16 protein-coding genes are annotated in these 19,142 nt (G+C 47.4%); 9 read left to right on the forward strand and 7 right to left on the reverse strand.

From position 1 onward, the window contains the following. The first annotated feature begins 56 nt into the window (after positions 1 to 56). A complete protein-coding gene (locus RIH33_RS18210; RefSeq protein ID WP_406652706.1) occupies positions 57 to 2,216 on the forward strand; it encodes an ATP-binding protein in 2,160 nt (719 codons plus the stop codon). A 116-nt stretch (positions 2,217 to 2,332) separates the two neighbouring features. Beyond that, positions 2,333 to 7,078: a T9SS type A sorting domain-containing protein gene (locus tag RIH33_RS18215; protein ID WP_406652708.1), complete on the forward strand. Its 4,746-nt coding sequence runs from the start codon at positions 2,333 to 2,335 to the stop codon at positions 7,076 to 7,078. 1 nt (position 7,079) lies between these two features. Here the strand turns inward: RIH33_RS18215 and RIH33_RS18220 are convergent, their stop codons facing one another. Genes RIH33_RS18220 through RIH33_RS18230 form a run of 3 tightly spaced genes read right to left on the reverse strand, consistent with a single transcriptional unit; the run spans position 7,080 to position 10,274 of the window. Then, positions 7,080 to 8,306 (reverse strand): alanine dehydrogenase, encoded by a 1,227-nt coding sequence (locus tag RIH33_RS18220; protein WP_406652710.1) that lies wholly within the window; start codon positions 8,304 to 8,306, stop codon positions 7,080 to 7,082. Beyond that, positions 8,296 to 8,724, reverse strand: a complete 429-nt coding sequence (gene tsaE, locus RIH33_RS18225; RefSeq protein WP_406652712.1) for a tRNA (adenosine(37)-N6)-threonylcarbamoyltransferase complex ATPase subunit type 1 TsaE — start codon at positions 8,722 to 8,724, stop codon at positions 8,296 to 8,298. The genes RIH33_RS18220 and tsaE overlap by 11 nt, the downstream gene beginning before the upstream one ends. Then, entirely contained in the window at positions 8,721 to 10,274 is a 1,554-nt protein-coding gene (locus tag RIH33_RS18230) for a PglZ domain-containing protein (RefSeq protein WP_406652713.1), read from the reverse strand. The genes tsaE and RIH33_RS18230 overlap by 4 nt, the downstream gene beginning before the upstream one ends. Before the next feature lie 48 nt (positions 10,275 to 10,322). On the opposite strand from RIH33_RS18230, the gene RIH33_RS18235 reads away from it, so the two are divergent. From RIH33_RS18235 to RIH33_RS18265, 7 genes are all read left to right on the forward strand, one after another. Beyond that, positions 10,323 to 11,555 (forward strand): HD domain-containing protein, encoded by a 1,233-nt coding sequence (locus RIH33_RS18235; protein WP_406652714.1) that lies wholly within the window; start codon positions 10,323 to 10,325, stop codon positions 11,553 to 11,555. Between the two features lie 23 nt (positions 11,556 to 11,578). Beyond that, the gene (gene lpxD, locus RIH33_RS18240; RefSeq protein ID WP_406652715.1) at positions 11,579 to 12,625 is read left to right on the forward strand and encodes a UDP-3-O-(3-hydroxymyristoyl)glucosamine N-acyltransferase; all 1,047 of its coding nucleotides are present in this window, start codon (positions 11,579 to 11,581) and stop codon (positions 12,623 to 12,625) included. Beyond that, positions 12,622 to 14,016, forward strand: a complete 1,395-nt coding sequence (locus RIH33_RS18245) for a bifunctional UDP-3-O-[3-hydroxymyristoyl] N-acetylglucosamine deacetylase/3-hydroxyacyl-ACP dehydratase (RefSeq protein WP_406652717.1) — start codon at positions 12,622 to 12,624, stop codon at positions 14,014 to 14,016. The genes lpxD and RIH33_RS18245 overlap by 4 nt, the downstream gene beginning before the upstream one ends. Next, on the forward strand, positions 14,013 to 14,795 hold the full coding sequence (lpxA, locus tag RIH33_RS18250) for an acyl-ACP--UDP-N-acetylglucosamine O-acyltransferase (RefSeq protein WP_406652718.1): 783 nt from the start codon (positions 14,013 to 14,015) through the stop codon (positions 14,793 to 14,795). Before RIH33_RS18245 ends, lpxA begins: the two co-directional genes overlap by 4 nt. A gap of 3 nt (positions 14,796 to 14,798) precedes the next feature. Continuing rightward, positions 14,799 to 15,395, forward strand: a complete 597-nt coding sequence (locus RIH33_RS18255; RefSeq protein ID WP_406652720.1) for an ATP-binding cassette domain-containing protein — start codon at positions 14,799 to 14,801, stop codon at positions 15,393 to 15,395. Positions 15,396 to 15,547: 152 nt separating this feature from the next. After that, positions 15,548 to 16,033 carry a hypothetical protein gene (locus RIH33_RS18260; protein WP_406652722.1) on the forward strand — a complete coding sequence of 162 codons (486 nt, stop codon included), beginning with the start codon at positions 15,548 to 15,550 and terminating at the stop codon, positions 16,031 to 16,033. 54 nt (positions 16,034 to 16,087) lie between these two features. Next, positions 16,088 to 16,585 (forward strand): hypothetical protein, encoded by a 498-nt coding sequence (locus tag RIH33_RS18265; protein ID WP_406652723.1) that lies wholly within the window; start codon positions 16,088 to 16,090, stop codon positions 16,583 to 16,585. A 2-nt stretch (positions 16,586 to 16,587) separates the two neighbouring features. On the opposite strand, the gene RIH33_RS18270 is transcribed toward RIH33_RS18265, so the two are convergent. The 4 genes from RIH33_RS18270 to hppD are packed head-to-tail and all read right to left on the reverse strand — an operon-like array spanning position 16,588 to position 19,073. After that, positions 16,588 to 16,857 (reverse strand): acylphosphatase, encoded by a 270-nt coding sequence (locus tag RIH33_RS18270; protein ID WP_406652724.1) that lies wholly within the window; start codon positions 16,855 to 16,857, stop codon positions 16,588 to 16,590. 4 nt (positions 16,858 to 16,861) lie between these two features. Further along, on the reverse strand, positions 16,862 to 17,512 hold the full coding sequence (gene deoC, locus RIH33_RS18275) for a deoxyribose-phosphate aldolase (protein WP_406652725.1): 651 nt from the start codon (positions 17,510 to 17,512) through the stop codon (positions 16,862 to 16,864). Between the two features lie 12 nt (positions 17,513 to 17,524). Beyond that, positions 17,525 to 17,893 carry a hypothetical protein gene (locus RIH33_RS18280; RefSeq protein WP_406652727.1) on the reverse strand — a complete coding sequence of 123 codons (369 nt, stop codon included), beginning with the start codon at positions 17,891 to 17,893 and terminating at the stop codon, positions 17,525 to 17,527. Positions 17,894 to 17,942: 49 nt separating this feature from the next. Further along, positions 17,943 to 19,073: a 4-hydroxyphenylpyruvate dioxygenase gene (gene hppD, locus RIH33_RS18285; protein ID WP_406652729.1), complete on the reverse strand. Its 1,131-nt coding sequence runs from the start codon at positions 19,071 to 19,073 to the stop codon at positions 17,943 to 17,945. Between the last annotated feature and the right edge of the window lie 69 nt (positions 19,074 to 19,142).

Genomic DNA, 19,142 nt, shown 5'->3' on the forward strand with positions numbered 1-19,142 from the left:
TTTATCATGATATTTGACCTTGCACATACTGTTTCGCCTGAAATTTACATGCATCCATGGTCAACCAGCTCCTGAAATACTTCCTGCCCGATCGCCTCGATACGTCCGATTGGGTGGTGTCCAGCAAAGCCAAATACCTCATATATGGCCATATGGTCACCGTACTCACAGGCGTATTGGGGATGATCGTAAACATCAGCCCGTTTGATCCGCAGCCTTTTTTCATTGACCTGGGACTGATCGGGCTCATGATAGGAAACCTTTTCCTTCTCAAATGGAGCTTCCGGCTTTGTCGGTTCAATTTTCACCTGATCACATGGAGCATCATATTTGTGCTGGCCACTTTTGTCAACCCCCTTTTCTCCTACGAATATTATTTTCTGATCTGGTCTGTTTCAGCAGTCATGCTTTTCACCAGCAAACTCAAAATCTATCTGTTTTTCGTAGTGGGTCTGGTGTCTTTTCATTTGCCCAAACTGATCAACCAGCAAATGGATGCTGAATTTAACTACAACCCTATTTTCCTGTTCCTGATGCTCCTGCCCATTTTTCAGGTTTTCTACGCCACCAACCAATACTATCTGAGTGTGATCAACAAGAAAAACCAGCAACTGGAGCACGACAAAGAACTGATCACAACACAATCCGAGAAGATCAAGGAAGTAAATGCCCTGCAGACACGTTTTTTCACTAACATTTCTCACGAAATCAGGACCCCGCTCACGCTAATTTCCGGCCCCGTGCAACAGTTAATAGACTATGGAAGCAACCTCACCCCTGAGCAACTGAAACAATTGAAACTCGCGGACCAGAACGGAAAGCGCCTCATGAACCTTGTCGATCAGATCATGGACATTTCCAAACTGGAAGCCGGTGTCTTACCTCTGCAGATGATTCAGGGAGACCTGAGTGCTTTCGTGAAAGGGATTGCCGGGTCATTTGAGTCCCTGAGTGAGGTAAAGAAAATTGACCTGATCGTGGAGGTTCCTGGGGAGCCGATTTCCCTTTGGTTTGATAAGGACAGCATAGAGAAAATACTGATCAACCTCATTGGGAATGCTTTCAAGTTCTCACACGAAGGTGGACAAATCCTGATCCGACTGGAAAGCAACCATTCTGAGATCCTTCTGACCGTGCGGGATACAGGTCGCGGGATTTCCCCAGATCAGCTCACACATATTTTTGAGCGCTTCTATCACACTGAGAGCGATCTGCAGGGCAGCTCAGGGATAGGGCTGAGCATTGTGAAAGCTCTGGTAGACCGACTGAACGGTAACATAGAAGTGGAGAGCAAACCCGGATTTGGGACTACGTTTGTGATTACCTTACCAGCAGGTGATGCCCGGTTTTCAGAAGCGGAAGACCCCCAACAACCTGAAAAACAGTCCTTAACAGCCATTCCGGACACTGTCTTGATTGACCGGAAAAAGCCTGAAGAGAACCAACCGACCGAAGCTGAGCGCTTACTCATCATCGATGATAATCAGGAAATTCGGAGTTACTTGACCGATCTTCTGGAGGACACCTATCATGTCTTCACAGCCGAAACAGGCAAGCAAGGGATTGATTTAGCTCTGCAGGAACTACCGGACCTGATCCTTTGCGACGTGATGATGCCCGAAAAAGACGGCATAGAAGTCACCCGGACACTCAAAACCCATGAGCTCACCAACCATATCCCTGTCATACTACTTACTGCGAAGGGTGATCCATCCAGCAAAGTACAGGGGCTGGAAGCGGCGGCCGATGATTACGTGGTGAAGCCCTTTGACCGGAAAGAACTGATGGCCAGAATTTCCACCCTCCTGATCAACCGCAGGAAAATCAGAAATAAATTTTCCGGTACGTTTATTACAAAAGCCGATGATCTGGATGTGCCATCACTCGATAAGCAGTTTCTGAACAAAGTACTCAGCCTTATGGAGGAACACCTGGCTCAGGAAACCTTCACCGTTGAGAAGCTCGGTGAACTTATTGGCATGAGCAGAAGCCAGCTTCATCGCAAGCTCACCGCCATTATTGGGCAGTCTCCTAAAAAAATGATCAGAACCATGCGACTGCAAAGGGCTTTTGAGTTGCTGAAAAAACAAGCCGGAAATGTATCCGAAATCGCTTATATGACCGGCTTCTCCAGCCCGGGCTACTTTGCCGCCTCCTTCCGGGAGGAGTTTGGCATTTCCCCTGGTGAGGTGACCAAAAAACCGGTTGATTCTTAGAAAAATCCTGATAAATGTCTCTTTTGCAACAAAAACGCAAGCCTTTGCGACAAAACTGACACCCACGGCACCATGATCTTCAGAGGTTTGTCATACCAAACCAAATAAGCCAGATCATGAAATTCTTAGTACTTATAGGCGGTATTTTCACCGTTCTCAATTTTGCCACAGCACAAACCTTCACAAAATCAGAAAGCATATCGGTGGCACTCACCGACGTGGGGTTCAGCAACATCGCCTGGGGAGACTACGACCAGGATGGAGACCAGGACCTTGTAATCAACGGAATCTCTCCTGCGGGAAACGTATGTGAAATATATCAAAATGATGGCGGGACACTGCTCCCTGTTGAGACAGAAATAACCCCATTCTATGGAGGCGCCCTGGACTGGGGAGACTTTGACGGAGACGGTGACCTTGACCTCCTCCTTACCGGAATGAGCGACAATGGACCTGTATCTTCGGTTTACCGCAACACTGACGGAGTTTTTCAGGACCTGGGTGCCAATCTCCTACCCCTGGGACAAACCGGATACAGTGATGCCAGATGGGGAGACTATGACGCAGATGGAGATCTGGATATAGCCATGAGCGGGAGTAACGCTGACTTTGAAAACGATGCACGAATCTATAGAAATGACAATGGTGTATTTGTAGACACAGAAACAAACCTGGAACAAATAGCCGGAACTGTACAGTGGGTCGATTATGACCTGGATGGTGATCTCGATTTGTTCATCAGTGGAGATGGCTATTTTGAAATGGAGGCCCGACTCTATCAATATGAGGATGGAGCCTTCACGGACACCGGGATAGCTTTCACCGGCCTTACGAATGCCTATCAGGACTGGGGCGACTATGACGGAGACGGGGATGCTGACCTTCTCCTTTCCGGGCAAACTGCAGATTTAGAGGTAGTCTGCCTGATTTATAGAAATGACATCAGTGACTTTATCCTGATAGAAGCACCCATTACAGGCACCCTGTTTGGCTCAGTCCAGTGGGGTGATTTTGAAGGTGACGGTGACTTGGACATCCTCATCGCCGGTGACACTACCGGACAGGGAACGTCCATTGCACGGATTTACCAAAACGATGAGGGAGTTTTTAATGTATTGAATCAGGAGTTTCCGCTCACGTACTACGGCGAAGTGAAGTGGATAGACTATGACCATGATTTCGACCTTGATGTCCTCGTTTCAGGCATGAGCTATGAATCCTCGGCACCATTCTCTGAGTTTTGGATCAACAATACTGATCCGAACTTTGCCCCTGATTCCCTTCATCTCAGCAACCTTGAGGTCAGTCTTTCAGCAGGCGAAAATGCCCTGATCGGTGAATTATCAGCTCGTGACGCCAACTCCTCTGATGAACTGACCTTCAGCATCATTGATGGACCTGCCGTGTCTGGTACCTTCTACAACGCCTTTTACATTTCAGAAGACAAACTCTATGCCCGCAAAACATTCCAAATGTGGCCGGGAACCTTCCCCGTCATCGTGCAGGTAAGCGATGGAGAACTTACCCAGTCAGACACTTTTCACATTCGGATAATCAATGACATGGCTCCTAATCAGGAGTTCATTATAGACAGTCTCAATTCTGCCCATCTCCCCGATCTTTACTTTAGCGAGGCAGACTGGGGCGACTATGACGGGGATGGAGACATGGACCTGGTCATCACGGGAGGCCCCGAAATCACCCGGATTTATAAGAATGAACAGGGGGTTTTCATTGATATAGAGGCTGGCCTGGCTTTGGCCGGTGATGGCCCTGCTAAATGGGGTGATTATGATGGAGATGGGGACCTTGACCTGGCATTAGGCGGTGCAAGTAAAGTATACCGAAATGATGAAGGCACCTTCATAGACATAGAAGCCGACATAGTTGAAGTTTCATCCGGTGCCATGGCATGGGGCGATTATGATGGGGACGGAGACCTTGACCTGGCACTATCTGGCATCACAGTGTCCAGTGTCAAAATAAGCAAAATCTACCGAAATGATCATGGCCATTTTGTGGATACAGAAAGTGACCTGAGGGGAGTAACCTATGGAGACCTGGCCTGGGGCGATTATGACAATGACGGAGATCTGGACCTGGCGCTATCTGGTGATGGACAGTTTATTCTTTACACCATCATTTACACCAATATCGACAATACTTTCACCGAAACTGCAAGTCTGGAGGGCCTTTCCGAGTCTGCCTTAAACTGGGGTGATTATGATAACGATGGAGATGCTGACCTGCTGGCAGTCGGCAGAAACATTGACCTCACTCCCCGAACGATCATCTTCAAAAACGAAAACAACACCTTCCAGGAGGCTGAAGTAAACTTACCAGGAGTAGGCTTCGGACACGCCGAATGGGGAGACTATGACCATGATGGAGACCTGGACATTCTGCTGACAGGAGAAACCGGCCACTCCGATTACCTGTCCACAGTGCTGAGAAATGATGGCAACGCCTTCTTTGATACGCAGGCCTATTTCCCTCAAATAACCTTTGGGGTGATCAAATGGGCGGATGTGGATGGGGACAGCGATCTGGACGTGCTAGTCTCCGGTGTGAATGAGATCAGTTCAGATTTTGCGCTCACGCAATACTGGATCAATACGCTCAACCCTAACCGCAGTCCAGTGTCGTTGAGCCTTTCTCACCCTAGCATTACCCAAAGTGCCGGAGAAAATGCACAGGTGGGCCTGCTAAGTACAGCAGACGCGGATGCGGACGACCTACATACTTATGCACTCGTGTCGGGTGAAGGCAGTACTCATAATGCGCTTTTCAAAATTCAAGAAAATGCCCTGATCATCCTGAATGCTCATCTGGCGGCTGGTGAATACTTTATCCGCATTCAGGTTAGTGATAGCGGCGGGGGGACATTCGAAAGTACCTTTATAGTGGCGGTAATAGACGATGTTCCCCCAATCATTGTTCCAGCAGGCGCCCTTTTTTACCTGGATCACACGGGAAGTGTCACAGTCCCGGCTGAGGCCATTGCCGGATCGAGTTATGATCCATATTCGGGTTCCATTTCCATAGTTCTAAATCAAACCAATTTTGATTGTGAAGATGTTGGTATAAACGACCTCCTGCTCACAGCTACAGATGCCAATCAAAATATAACTAATCAAACGGTGAGCATTACCATTGCGGACACACTCAGCCCGATGGTGGAGGATATTACACTCACACTCTACCTTGATCCGACGGGCAATGCTGCTTTGACGCCTGACCAGCAGATGTCACTGGTATCGGACAACTGTGGCCATATGACTACCAACTTCAGTAAAACAACCTTCGATTGTGAAAATGTGGGCTCACAAATGATCACCCTAAACGCGGAAGATCTTAACGGCAACACCACGGAAGCCCAGCTTCAAGTCATTCTCGTGGACTCCATAGCACCTATTGCTTTACTCAAAACCGCTACAGTTGAGCTGGCAACAAACGGAACAGGGGAAATAAGCTTTTCGGGGATAGATAACGGCAGCTCAGACAACTGCTCAATAGAGACCATCGCAATGAGCAAGGCGGTATTCACCTGTGATGACCTGGGTGAAAACGAAATTCAGGTAACACTGCAAGACCCCACCGGGAATGCGACCACAGTCACCACACTGGTAACCGTGACTGACCTGATTGCTCCGGTAGCTCATCTTACGGACGTTACCCTAAGTCTGGATGAGCAAGGAACTGCAAGTATTTCAATGGGAGACATTGATGACGGCAGCACTGACAATTGCAGCATTGAAAGCTTTGTCCTGAGTAAGGAAACATTCACCTGTGATGATTTGGGAGAAAATGAAATCACCGTAACCCTGAAAGACGCCAGCGGGAATGCGACCACAGCTACCACACAAGTAACAGTAACGGACGAGATAGCTCCGGCAGCTCACCTGAAGAACATCACTCTTAGCCTGGGCGATCAGGGCACTATCAACATCTCCAGGGAAGACATTGATGACGGCAGCACCGACAATTGTAGCATTGAAAGCTTTGACCTGAGTAAGGAAACATTCACCTGTGATGATTTGGGAGAAAATGAAATCACAGTAACCCTGAAAGACGCCAATGGGAATGCGACCACAGCCACCACACAGGTAACAGTGGCAGACCCGGTGGCTCCGACAGTTCACCTGAAGAACCTTACTCTCAACTTAGATGATCAGGGGACTGTCAACATCTCCAGGGAAGATATTGATGACGGCAGCACCGACAATTGCAACATTGAAACCTTTGTCCTGAGTAAGGAAACATTTACCTGTGATGATTTAGGAAATAACGAAGTGGTCGTTACCCTCACAGATAAGAGTGGCCACAGTACAGTGAGCAGTGCCTCTGTTACCATTGTAGATCGCACTGCCCCCACGGCCATTCTTCAGGGTCTCACTATCCAGCTCGATCCTCTGGGTACAGCAAATCTCACCGCTGAAGCGGTAGATAATGGAAGTTCAGACAATTGCGGTTTGGATCAGATAAAACTCTCTAAAGAAACTTTCGGATGTGAGGACATTGGCACCCATCAGATCACGGTTACCCTGACTGATGTTTCGGGGAATGAGACCTCTGAAGTAGTGAATGTAGTAGTTGCGGGAAACTGTGACCCGCTGCATACTGATGATGATTTGGAAATGAACATATGGCCCAATCCGGTGGATCGGATCCTGAAAGTATCTCTACGAAAAGACCATATTGGCCATTTGTTGAGGCTTTCAGATGTATCAGGAAAGTCACTGGCTGATTTCCAAATCAGCAAGGAAAAGATGGAACTTGACATTTCCGAACTGGAGCCGGGAGTATACTTTATCTCTATTCAAGGCAGCATCTCTCAACTCACCAGGTTCATCAAGCAGTAAGTCAGAACCTGGCCGCCATCAACAGATTCAGGTCTTTATAGCCGAGATTAAACTTGCGGGCCAGGTGAATATTGCAGATGCTCCCGCGATAGGTATAAACCCCGCGCATAAACCAGGGGTGGTTGAAGATCATCTCATCCACCCCGCCTGCATCTGCCACATGCAGGAGTATGGGTGTGAAAATATTGGAGATGGCAATGGAAGCCGTTCGTGATACCCTGGAAGCTATGTTGGGCACACAGTAGTGGATCACGTCGTGTTTCTTAAAAGTTGGTTTCTTGTGGCTGGTCATCTCGCTGGTCTCAATGCACCCACCCTGATCGATGCTCACATCTATGATTACCGAACCGGGCTTCATCTTAGCGACCATCTCTTCGGTAATCACACACTTATTCCGCCCCTTTTCGGCACGGATAGCTCCTATCAATACATCGGCCTTACTGATGGCACTCTCCAGTGTGGCATTGTCAATGGTAGAGGTATGAATCTGCTGCCCCAGCGCATGCTTGATTCGCCTCAGCTTATAGATATGATTGTCAAAAATCTGAATATCCACACCCAGCCCGATAGAAGCTCTGGCTGCATATTCTGCCACAGTGCCCGCACCGAGGATCACCACCTGAGTTGGCGGTACACCTGTGATACCACCAAGGATCACCCCTTGTCCGCCATTGGTATTGCTCAGTAGTTCAGCCGCGATAAGCATCACCGCACTGCCGGCTATTTCACTCATGGCCCGTACCAGCGGAAGCCCCCCTACTTTGTCTTCTATAAATTCGTAGGCAATGGCAGTGATCTTTTTTGCGTTGAGGGCATGAATATATTCCACTGATTGACGACCGGACTGAAAAGCGGAAATAATCGTAGCGCCATCGTTGAGGTATTCGATCTCCTCCATGGTTGGAGGCTCCACTTTCAAAATAATATTGGCCTTGAAAACCTCCTTGGCTGAGCTGACTATTTTGGCGCCAGCCTCGCTATACTCCCTGTCTGAATAATGTGCGGACTTCCCGGCCCCGGCCTCCACCCAGATTTCGTGCCCATTGGCAGCCAGCACTTCTACCGACTCGGGTTTTAAAGTCACCCTGCTTTCCTGCAACGAAATCTCCTTGGGTACCCCAATAAACAGTGATTTTGATCCCTTCTTAATCTTTGCAGGTGCCTCCTGTGGGTACATGCTCCGCTCACGGGCTAATTCCGCAAAACCCGATTTCATTTTATCCGCCATGTGAAGCTATGGTTATTTCACGTCCATTGTCTTCCACTAATTTAATACTTATTTCAAGGTGATTTTCAGGTATCAATTCTTTTATCATCTCCGGCCATTCGATCAGACAAATATCTCCTGAGTAAAAGTATTCATCCACCCCAATATCCAGGGCTTCCTGTAGCTTTTCTATCCTGTAAAAATCGAAGTGATAAATTGGCGCATCCTCGGTATCCCGGTATTCATTCACAATGGAAAAGGTGGGAGAACTCATGGAATCCTGAACACCAAGGCGCTCACAGATTACCTTGATCAGGGTGGTTTTTCCTGCCCCCATATCTCCATTGAAACACACGATGCGCTGCTCCGCCAATAGCGGGAGCAGCGCATCGGCCACTGTATTCAGCGCTCCTTCATCCTGAATTAGAATTGTTTTCATTTAGGCTCCAGCTCTACCAAAGGTACGATCATCTCCTCCATGCTCACCCCACCATGCTGGAAGGTGTCTTTGTAGAAGTTTACGTAGTAATTGTAATTGTTTGGATAGGCAAAGAAAAAATCTTCACGGGCAAATGCAAAGGCTGTGCTCACGTTTACTTTAGGCAATCTGAATTCATCCGGATCTCTGGTAAACAGTACCCCTTTCTCTTCAAAGGCCAGATTACGCCCTGCTTTGTACCGCAGGTTGGTATTGGTATTTCTGTCTCCTACTATTTTGTAGGGTTTTTTTACCCTGATGGTGCCGTGATCCGTGGTGATGACCACCTTCACATCTTTACCAGATAAGTAACGCAGGAGATCATAGAGTGATGAATGGGAGAACCAAGACTTGGTAATGGAGCGATAGGCCGACTCATCAGGAGCCAACTCACGAATCATCTGCATATCTGTGCGGGCATGCGACAGCATGTCTACAAAATTGAATACAATGGCATTGAAGTCATTTTTCATCAGGTTTTTGACATTGTCCGTCAGGTTCTTACCATCACTGGCCTTGATGATCTTGTTATAACTGGCCTTGACATTGAGTCGTTCTTTCTCCAGATTCTTCATCAGTAACTGCTCCTCGTAGAGGTTTTTGCCATCTTCATCATCTTCACCCACCCACAGGTCCGGGTGATTTCTGGCGATATCCAGTGGCATCAGCCCGGCAAAGAGCGCATTTCTGGCATATGCTGTGGTGGTAGGCAGTATGGAATAGTAGTACTCCTTTCGGGCGATGTTAAACATTTCGGAAATCTCCGGCTCCAGGATCTCCCACTGATCAAACCTGAGATTATCGATCACTATGAGGAAAACCGGCTTTTCACTTTTCAGTAAAGGAAATACCTTCTTTTTGAGCACCTGATGAGAGAGCAGCGGCCTGTCCACATCCGGATCGGTAATCCAATCCCGGTAGTTATCCACTATGAAGTCAGAAAACCGCTGATTAGCTTCCGAGCGTTGGGTATTCAGCACTTCCAGCATGCTCTTATCGTCAGTGCTATCTATCTCCAGATCCCAGTAAACGAGTTTTCTATAAAGGTCAGCCCACCCCTCAAAGTCATCCAGGTCCTGCACAGTCATACTTAACTTCTGAAATTCCTGCTGATAACTTTGGTTGGTATGCTCAGAAACGATTCGCTTATTGTCCAGAATCTTCTTGACAGACAGGAGTATTTGATTCGGGTTCAGTGGTTTGATCAGGTAATCGGCTATTTTCGCACCTATGGCCTCCTCCATGATGTGTTCTTCTTCACTTTTGGTGATCATGACCACTGGCAGGTTGGGGTGTGTGGATTTAATATAGTTCAGGGTTTCCAGACCGGACATCCCAGGCATATTTTCATCTAAAAAAACCAAATCAAAGGTGTGATGATCAATTTCCTCCAATGCATCCGATCCGCTGTTGACCGGGGTGATCTCAAAGCCTTTATTACTTAAAAAAAGGATGTGTGGCTTGAGGAGATCTATTTCATCATCAGCCCATAAAATTCTATATTTCTGCATTCATCTATTTTTGACGTAAGTGAACAAATATCAAACCGCTTTTTCAATTTGAACAAAAAGAAAATTTTAAACGATCCCGTTTACGGCTTTATCAATATACCTAACGAACTGGTCTTTGATATTATTGAACACACATATTTTCAAAGATTACGTAGGATCAAACAACTCGGTCTCACTGACTTTGTTTACCCGGGTGCCTTACACACGAGGTTTCATCATGCCATAGGGGCCACTTATCTGATGCAGAAAACCCTTGACACCCTCCGCAGCAAAGGGGTCATGATCTTTGATGCCGAGTATGAAGCTGCCCTTGTGGCCATTCTTTTGCACGATGTTGGGCACGGGCCTTTCTCTCATACCCTGGAGTTTAGTTTGTTTAAGGATGTGCAGCATGAGCAAATTTCTCTTTGGATTTTTGATAAGCTCAACAAAGAATTCGGAGGTCGTTTGGAGTTGGCCAAACAAATTTTCACTGGAAAGTACCATCGGAAATTTCTTCATCAGCTGGTCTCCAGCCAGTTGGACGTGGACCGGCTGGACTACCTGAAGCGTGACAGCTTTTTCACGGGGGTGTACGAAGGCACCATTGGTGCGGAGCGGATCATCAAGATGCTCAATGTGGAAAATGATCAGTTGGTGGTCGAAGAAAAGGGCATTTACAGTATCGAAAATTTTCTCAGTGCCCGCCGGCTGATGTACTGGCAGGTATACCTCCACAAAACGGCTGTTGCTGCCGAGGCGATGCTCATCTCCTTGATTAAGCGTGCCAAAAAACTCACTCAAAGTGGGAAAGAAATTCCCGCAACGCCAGCCTTCAGGATATTCCTCGAGCGCAACATCACACAGCAGGAGTTCTTTGACGACAAGGACCTTTTGGATGTCTTTGCTATGCTGGATGATATGGATGTATGGGGTTCCATCAAGATGTGGCAATCACACGGGGATGTGGTGCTGAGTAAACTGAGCAATGACCTGCTCAACCGCAGACTGTTCGGTATTCGCTTATCCAATGACAAATTCAGCACGGAGCAAATTGATCATGTCATGCAGCAACTCATCTCCCAGGGCTACTCCGCTCAGGAGGCCAAATATTTCATCCAAAAGGGCTCCATCAGCAATGCGGCTTATATCGCCAAGGGTGGCAGCATCAATATTTTAATGAAGAGCGGAGAGGTCGTGGATGTGGCGCAGGCCACCGATCTGCCCAACATTAAAGCCATGAGTAAAATCGTTAAGAAATACTATCTCTGCTTTCCCAAAAACCTATCTTTACCCGTCTGAACGCCAGGTGTAAAACCACACTCATGAACTTAACGGTAGGTCAAATTGCGGAGATATTGAATGGAGAAGTAACCGGTGATCCGAATACCCTCGTCACCAATATTTCGAGTCTGGAAGACGCTCAGCCAGATTCCGTTTCTTTTTTGGCCAATCCAAAATACCAGCAACACCTTTACCGTACACGGGCAGCAGCGGCCATCGTAAGCGATACCTTCATTCCTAAACACGCCCTCAACACCTCGCTCATCAGGGTGAATGACCCTTATCTGAGTTTCACAGCGCTGCAAGCCGAGTATCAGCGACTCTCCATTCTGAAAAAGACCGGAATAGAATCACCTGCACATATGGGCGCTGGTGTCACCTACTCAGACGGGTTTTATCTGGGTGCCTTTGCCTACATAGGCGACCATGTCACCATCGGAAAAAATGTAAAAATCTACCCTCAGGTACACATTGGGGATCATTGTAAGATTGGCGATCACACGATCATCTATCCAGGAGCTAAAATTTATGAACGAACGGTCATTGGAGCTTACTGCAACATTCAGGCGGGTGCAGTCATCGGCTCTCACGGTTTTGGCTTTGCCCCCAGACCCGATGGCTCTTATCAGAACATCCCGCAAATGGGGAATGTAAAGCTGGGTGATCACGTGGATATCGGCGCCAATACCACCATCGACTGTGCCACACTGGGCACCACCTACATTGAGGATGGAGTGAAAATCGATAACCTGGTGCAGATTGCCCACAATGTGGAAATCGGCAAGGACACGGTGATCGCGGCCCAAACGGGCATTTCAGGTTCGGCCAAAGTGGGCAAACACGTGATGATCGGTGGGCAGGTAGGTACTGTAGGACACATTCACATCGCCGATCACACCAAAGTAGGCGCCCGATCCGGGGTTACTAAAAGCACCAAATCTGATCAAATCCTGTTTGGCGTACCCGCAATGGATCGTCAGGGATACCTGAAATCTTACGCCATTTACAAAAAGCTTCCTGAGGTAATGGTGCGTATTCAGGAACTTGAGCAAAAAATCCTAAATTTGACCCCCAACAGCCCAAAATGAAAGTTTACCAGCAGACCATCAGAAAACCAATAACCCTCTCAGGCGTGGGGTTACACACAGGTGTGGCGGCAAACATCACCTTCAAACCTGCGCGCCCCAACCACGGCATCAAGTTCCAGCGCACCGACCTCAAAGACCAACCCCTCATAGAAGCGGATGTCGACTATGTAATCGATGTAAACCGGGGAACCACACTGGAAAAAGATGGAGCAAGGGTTCAAACCATAGAACACGTACTGGCAGCTTTGGTGGGAATGGAAATAGACAATATTCTGATTCAGCTGGACAGTCAGGAGACGCCTATCATGGACGGAAGCGCCGGCCCTTTTGTAGACGCTTTCCTCAAAGTGGGGATCGAAGAGCAAAACGCCCAACGTAACTTTTATGAAATCCCTGAGAGTATCTTCTATCAGGACAAAAGTCTGGGTGTGGAAATAGCCGCACTTCCACTGGACGATTACCGCGTGACCGTGATGGTGGACTACAGCTCCAAAGTGCTGGGGAGCCAGCATGCCTCCCTCAATAAGCTTGAAGATTTTCAAAATGACATTGCCAGGAGCCGTACCTTTTGTTTCCTTCATGAAATAGAAGAACTCTATAAGAATGACCTGATCAAAGGTGGTGACCTCAGCAATGCGGTGGTGGTAGTGGACAGAAAAGTGAAACCTGAAGAGGTAGAGAAACTGAGCAAACTCCTGAATAAACCAAAGATTGAGTTTTATGGCGAGGGTATTCTCAATGATGAGAAGCTCCTCTTTCCAAACGAACCGGCCAGGCATAAACTACTGGATGTACTTGGGGACCTGGCCCTGGTAGGGAGGCCCATCAAAGCACAGATATTGGCAGCCAGGCCTGGCCACACCACCAACGTGGCCTTTGCCCGGAAGCTGAAAAAGATCATGAGTGAGGCCAGCCATATCCACATTCCTCAGTATGACCCCAAAGTACCGGCTGTTCTGGACATCAATAAAATCTCCAAAATATTACCCCATCGGTATCCTTTCCTGTTGATAGATAAGATCTTTCATCTGGATGATGAGCAGGTAGCCGGCATCAAAAATGTGACCATGAATGAGCCATTCTTCGCTGGTCACTTTCCAGGAAATCCGGTAATGCCCGGTGTACTTCAGGTGGAGGCCATGGCGCAGATCGGTGGTATACTGGTACTCAATACTGTACCCGACCCTGAAAACTACTGGACTTACTTTTTGGGGATCGAAAACTTCAAATTCAGGAAAATGGTGGTACCCGGAGATACACTGGTTATGAAACTGGAACTCATGCAGCCCATCAGACGGGGTTTTGCGAAAATGAAGGGTGTGGCTTATGTGGGGAACAACCTGGTCTGTGAAGGAATTATGACTGCCAGCATAGTAAGAAAAGATGTATGACGAATACGCTTTCGCACATCCATCCCGAGGCAAAAATAGCCGAAAACGTAACCATTGAAGCCTTTTGCTCCATAGCTGCCGATGTGGTGATAGGAGAAGGCACCTGGATTGGCCCCAACTCCACCATCATGGATGGCGCCCGGATAGGAAAAAACTGCCGGATATTTCCCGGTGCCGTAATCTCTGCCGAACCCCAGGACCTTAAATACCAGGGCGAACCATCCACCGCCACCATTGGTGACAACACCATCATCAGGGAGTGTGTTACCATCAATAAAGGAACCAGACTGGATAGAAATGACACCAACATAGGCAGAAGCTGTGTACTCATGGCCTACACACACGTGGCTCATGACTGTGTCATCAGGGACCACGTTATTCTGGCCAATGCCGTGCAAATGGCCGGGCACGTACATATTGGGGAATATGCATTCATTGGCGGCACCACGGCCATCCATCAGTTTGTGAAAATTGGTGCCCACTCGATGATATCCGGTGGTTCGCTGGTAAGAAAAGACGTGCCGCCTTACGTAACGGCCGCCCGCGACCCCCTCTCCTATGCCGGAGTGAATTCAATCGGTCTCAGAAGGAGGGCTTTTTCCAATGATAAAATCAGGGAAATACAGGATATCTATCGAATCTTCTACCTTAGCGGCCTCAACAATACAGAGGCGCTTGATAAAATAAAAATGGAGTTGAACCCTTCTGCCGAGCGAGATGACATCATCAAATTTATTGAAGCGTCTAACCGGGGAATGATGCGGGGAAATAAAGATTAGCAGATGAAAATCACGCTCACTGACCTTGGTAAAAAATACAACCGCGAATGGGTTTTCCGACACCTCGATTTTGAGATTAATCCTGGAGATACCATCGCCATCACCGGTCACAATGGATCGGGCAAATCTACCCTGCTAAAGGTTTTGGGTGGTTATCTTACCCCCTCTCAGGGCAAGGTGACCTATGGAGACAACCGAGGGGATATACAAACGCAATTTGGTTTTGCGGCGCCCTACCTTAACCTTCTGGAAGAATTCACCCTAAAGGAACACCTGGCTTTTCATAGCAAATTCAAAAAAGCGCTGTGTTCACATGAAGAGATGCTCTCACTTAGTCACCTCACAGGTGCTGAGGGTAAGTTGGTCAGGGATTTCTCTTCAGGAATGAAACAGCGTCTAAGACTGGTGCTGGCTTTTTTTTACGAATCCTCCCTACTCCTGCTAGACGAACCCACTTCCAATCTGGATCAGGATGGCACGGACTGGTACCTCTCCATGCTTCAGAAAATATCCAGTGAACAGACCATGATCATCGCTTCCAACCAGCCACAGGAATATGCCGGAGCAAATCACATCATCTCTATTGAAAATTTCAAGTAGCAACAATATATGTTACCTCCCTGCGTTTGACTTTAGATATCCAACCTATCCGTTAAGATAATTCTCCAATATTCTTCTGGGTAAAGTGATATAAAATTCTTATTTTTCAATAATTTGCAACTGTCTTAACTAAATTTGACAAAAATCACTCTATGAAAAGAATCACTCAACTACTAACTGCCTTAGTATTTTGTTCTTTAATTGTTTTCGTTTCTTGTAAAAAGAAGAAGAAGTCTGAAAAAGACGATCCAAGAGATGCTGTGGGAATGGCACTTTCTAAAACGTGGTCTCCTACTTCTGTGACCAAGGATACCGAAAATCGTACCGAGTGGGATGGTTTCACCATTGGATTCACCTACAATTCAGAATCTGACATTGGCGGCTACTCTGTAAACGGAGTTCCTTCTAACGAAGGTGCCAGCGATGTTTGGGGTTCTGGTTTGAGCTGGACATTTGATGGAGAAGATGAGTCCGCTGACACTGGTACCATCCTGAGAAGTGATGGCATCACAGTACAAGCTACTCTGGACAATCCGGACGCGCCTACTACGTTAACGCTTTCATTCACCATTACTGACGCCAGTGCAAGAGCGGCAGGATTTAACGGTGCGTGGATCTTTACCCTAGCGGCAAACTAATTAAAAACATATTCAATATCTTTGGGGAGTGGTTTTTGACCATTCCCTTTTTTTATGCTTTACCAGGATAAATACTTCGATCAGGACAAAAATTCAATACTCAGGGCGGCCCAGGGATTCGTGGAACCTCAGCTCCTGCAGCGTTGGGTGGAAATCGCCTTTGATAGTTATATGGCCCTGGAAAATCCTATGGGGCTTGTGGATGACTTTATTCTACGGCTCAAAAGCATAGAAAAATACGATACCTCCCTACTTGAAGAACTCTACGAAATCCTGGCGGCGATTTATCGCTACGAAAAGGGAAATAATCAGCTGGAAATCATCTGGGATGGCCGTAGCCACTACGAAGTTTATGCGGAAAACTGGTCTGAAAACTTTGAAAAATGGGTTCAGCATTTCTGTACACAACCTGAGATCTATCGGGCCATTCTGAAGGCATGCATCCTGCAGCAAGGCACCAACACCAAATTTCTCTACTATGGGATGCGAAAAATTATATTGGGACACTTCAACCTGCGCATCACCAGAAATAAAACCCTCAAAACTGCCTGATATCAGCGTTGTCTGATCTCGAATGAAGGATAATCCTCATCAGGAGCTTCCCATGACTCCACCCGGTTAACTACTGCAAACTGCGGACCCTCTTTACACCATTCGATTAGTTCTGCCAGTTTTCCGGCATCCCCCTCTGCATGAATCAAGACGGAACCTTCCACCTCGTTCTGCACCCAGCCTTTCAATCTCAGATCGTCTGCATGATTCTTGGTAGAAGCTCTGAAAAACACTCCCTGCACCTTTCCATAACACCTGATTTCTAAAGCCATGAGATTACGTCATTAAAATATTCCTGGCACTGGAGGTGCCAATTCTATCTGCTCCTGCTTCTAAAAGGTCCTCAACCTGAGCCTTTGTCTTGATGCCTGCTGAAGCCTTAATACCCACGCTGGAGGGGAGCGTAGCCCTCAAAAGGCTGATGTGCTCCACAGTAGCCTCACCGCCGCGGGCAAAGCCGGTAGAGGTCTTCACAAAATCCACTCCTGCATCGGCACAAAGTCTTGCGGCCTTACAGATTTCCTCATCACTCAGGTAAGCCACCTCGATGATCACCTTGAGTAATGCCTCGTGTTCATGCGCTAATTTGGACATCCTGGCAAACTCCACTTTGGGCCAGGGCATTCCATCTTTGAATGCTGAAATATTCATGACCAGATCAAGCTCATTAGCGCCATCTCTCAGTGCCAGGCGTGCCTCTTCCACTTTGGTTTCGGTCATCTGATAGCCCAGGGGGAACCCTATGACGGTCACCAGTTGCAGATCGGCAGTGGCAATTTCGCGGGATGCCCGCTTCACCCAGAAGGGCGGTACACACACTCCCAAAACCTGTAAATCTTTAGCCTCACTCACCAAAAAATCCACATCCTTCCCAGTCATTTGCGGATTGAGATTGGTGGATTCTATAAATCGGGCCAGTGGGTTCATGTTGTGATCAGCTTAGTGTGTCAATCCGCATTCCTTACAGAATTTCTTCTTGCCATTCGGGCGTTTTTTCGGAGGTTTCTTGTGTCCAAAATAGAGTGGATCAGCATACTGCGGCTTGGACGCTTTCTTCTCCATCTTCGCCTTTTTTCGTGTGGTGTTGGCTATGCGCTTTCTGAATTCTGCGATCTCCTCCTCTCCTGTGAGCTGACGATCTTTCTTTTTAAATACCTTGAAAAGAAAAAACGCCTTTTTCTCCTTCTTAGTAGACTGATACCTGGCAGAAGGAGGCCTGGGAGCACTCACATCCCGGGTGGACTGGCCAGAGCCGCATACCACCAAACCAAAAACGAAAAACGAAAAAATTACTACTTTATAAATCATACACCAATTGGGGTCTTTCCGCTCAAAACGAAAAAACCCCACTATATTATTATAATGTTCCTCTGATTTCCTGCTCACGCTCTATCGCTTCGAACAAGGCTTTGAAGTTTCCTTTGCCAAAAGACTTGGCCCCTTTTCTCTGAATGATTTCGAAAAACATGGTTGGCCTGGGCTCAATTGGCTTGGTGAAAATCTGGAGCAGGTAGCCTTCATCGTCCCTGTCCACGAGTATTCCCAGATCGCGTAGCGGGCTCAGGTCCTCGTCTATTTCCCCCACTCTATCCAGCAAGTCATCGTAATACATTGCAGGAACTCTCAAGAACTCCACGCCCCTGTCTCTTAGTGCCGTCACTGTCTCAATGATATTGTCAGTAGCCACCGCGATGTGCTGAATACCAGACCCTTCATAAAAATCAAGGTATTCTTCAATCTGAGACTTCTTCTTACCCTCTGCAGGCTCATTGATCGGGAACTTAATCCGGCCATTTCCATTGCTCATCACCTTACTCATGAGGGCGGTATATTCTGTGGAGATGTCCTTATCGTCGAACGATACCAGCTGAGAAAACCCCATCACATCCGCATAAAATTTCACCCAGGTGTTCATCTCTCCCCAGCCCACATTGCCTACCATATGGTCTACATATTTCAGGCCAATAGCGGATGGTTCGTACGCTGTCTTCCACTCCACATAACCAGGAAGAAAAACTCCCTTATAATTCTTTCTTTCCACAAACATGTGAACGGTTTCGCCATAGGTATATATTCCGGCTTTCACCACCTCACCGTGCTCATCCTTTTCCACCACTGGTTCCATGTAGGACTTGGCACCTCTGGCAGTGGTTTCCTCGTAAGATTTGCGGGCATCATCTACCCACAGGGCTACAATTTTCACACCATCACCATGCTGATCAATATGCCGACCGATATCAGTGCCTGATTTCAGAGGTGAGGTAAGCACCAATCGGATTTTATCCTGCACCAGCACATAGGATTCCCGGTCCTTCAGCCCTGTTTGCAGGCCTGCATAGGCAAGGTCCTGAAAGCCAAAGGCGGTCTTATAGTAATGAGCTGCCTGCTTACAATTACCGACATAGATTTCAAGATAGTCCGTGCCATTGATTGGTAAAAAATCTGTTTCGTTTGGGGTCATTTTGTTTTGGGTTAATGTTCTTTCCATCACATTGCGTCTTTTTCTTACGAAGTTAGCTGGATTAGGGCGCTAATTCAAACGAATGGAGGTTAGGTT

The sequence above is a fragment of the Marinoscillum sp. genome, assembly GCF_040222955.1.
In the GTDB taxonomy this organism is placed as follows: Bacteria; Bacteroidota; Bacteroidia; order Cytophagales; family Cyclobacteriaceae; genus Marinoscillum.